Source organism: Acidisphaera rubrifaciens HS-AP3 (genome assembly GCF_000964365.1).
Classification (GTDB): domain Bacteria; phylum Pseudomonadota; class Alphaproteobacteria; order Acetobacterales; family Acetobacteraceae; genus Acidisphaera; species Acidisphaera rubrifaciens.
Genome location: NZ_BANB01000452.1, coordinates 1 through 1863 on the forward strand (window position 1 = coordinate 1; position 1863 = coordinate 1863).

At 73.9% G+C, this 1863-nt stretch carries 1 protein-coding gene; it reads right to left on the bottom strand.

Translation table 11 applies throughout. The annotated features are described in order from the left end of the window. A partial coding sequence (locus B8460_RS12820) for an ATP-binding protein (RefSeq protein WP_148360591.1) occupies positions 1-1832 on the bottom strand: 1832 nt, incomplete at its 3' end. Positions 1833-1863 lie beyond the last annotated feature (31 nt).

Sequence of the window (1863 nt, forward strand, 5' to 3'; positions counted from 1 at the left end):
GCGTCGTCGTCCACCAGCAGCACGCGCGCCGGGCGGCGCTGCGCGCCCAGCCCCTCCGCCGGGTCGAGCGTCGCCGCCGCCACGGGCGCCTGCACGGTCGCGGGCAGGCGCACGGTGATCTGCGTCCCGGCGCCCGGACGGCTGTCGAGGCTGACATTGCCGCCGGACTGATACGCAAGGCCGTGCACCTGGCTCAGGCCAAGGCCGGAGCCGCGACCCGGTCCCTTGGTGGTGAAAAACGGCTCGAAGGCGCGCGCGAGCACGTCGGGCGTCATCCCGACGCCGGTGTCGCGCACCGTCAGCGCCACGCCGCGCGACGGCAGGATGCCGCTGTCGGGCCGCGAGGGCAGGGTGCAGGCGGCGGTCGCGAGCGTGAGCACGCCGCCCGTCGGCATCGCGTCGCGCGCGTTGATCGCGAGGTTGAGGATGGCAAGCTCGATCTGCGTCGGGTCCACCTGCGCCGCCGGCAGACGCTCGGCGAGGTTCAGCTCGATACGCACCCGGCTGCCGACGGCGCTGACCAGCAGCGGATGCATGGTGGTGACGATGTCGTTGAGATCGACGGCGCGCGGCTGCAGCGGCTGGCGCCGGGCGAAGGCCATCAGCTGCCCGGTCAGCGTGGCGCCCCGCTCCGCCGCCGCCCGCATGGTCGCGAGCCGCTGCAGCGTCGCCGCGTCGTTGCGGTGCGTCAGCGTCATCAGGTCGATGTTGCCGATCACCACCGCCAGCAGGTTGTTGAAATCATGCGCGACGCCGCGAGTGAGCTGGCCGATCGCCTCGGCCCGCTGCGCCTCGCGCAGCGCCGCCTCCGCCTGCTCGCGCTCCGCCATCTGCTGCCGGAGCTTGACGTTGGCGGCGTCGGCCGCGTCCTTGGCATGCAGCATGTCGTCGAACACGCGGCCGATCTCGCGCGAACGGCGCACCAGCATCGCGATCAGCACGGCGATCGTGACCGAGGCGGCGAACGCCACGAGGGTGAAGACGATGGCGGTGCGCCACCACGACGCGAGCACGGCCGACTTGCTGACCGAGACACCCACGACGAGCGGATACCCGATCAGGGTCCGCAGCGCCGCCAGCCGGGGCTGCCCGTCCGCGTCGGTGATCTCCATCTCCGTCGTCACGCCGGGTTGGCGGCCGGCGGCTTCCAGGGCGGCGGGCGTCGCGGTGCCGGTGCCTGCCGCCGGGTGCGCCGGCATGTCGGGTGCGCGCAGCAGCAGCGTCCCGTCGGTGCGTCGCAGGGCGACGGAGCCGTGTTCGGCGAGGCGGACGGAGCGATAGAAACCCTCGAAATAGTCGAGGTCGAGGCCGGCGATCGCGAGGCCGACCAGATTGCCGTCATGGGCCAGCAGCGGGCGGACCAGATAGGCGACCGCCCGCCCGTCCGCCGCACGGGTCGGCGCGCTGATGCGCGGCTCCGGCGCGGGGTGCGTGCCGTACGCGCCGAGCAGGGCCAGCGCGGCCGGGGGCGGGTGACCGAGATTGGCCGAGCCGTCGCCGTCGCGCAGCGTGCCGTCGCGATTGGTCAGGTACAACCCCGCGACCTGCGGCATGGCGCTGGCGCGGCCGTCCAGCAGGGCATCGATTTCCGAAGCCGGACGGTGCGCGTCCAGCGCCTCCTGCGCGCGCAGAAGCGCCGCATCGACGGTCTCGATGGTGCGGGCGGTCTGCTCGGCGAACACCGTGTCGAGCTGCGCGACCTGCCGCTCCGCCCCGCGCAGCAGCGAGGCGCGCGCCGACAGGAGCTGATGCGCCGTCGCGCCGAAGATCGCCACGATCAGCAGCACGCCGAAGCCGATCAGCGGACGCACCATGCTGGGCGGCGGCGTCACCTGCGCGGTCCTCGGCGGGGCGGGCGCCCGC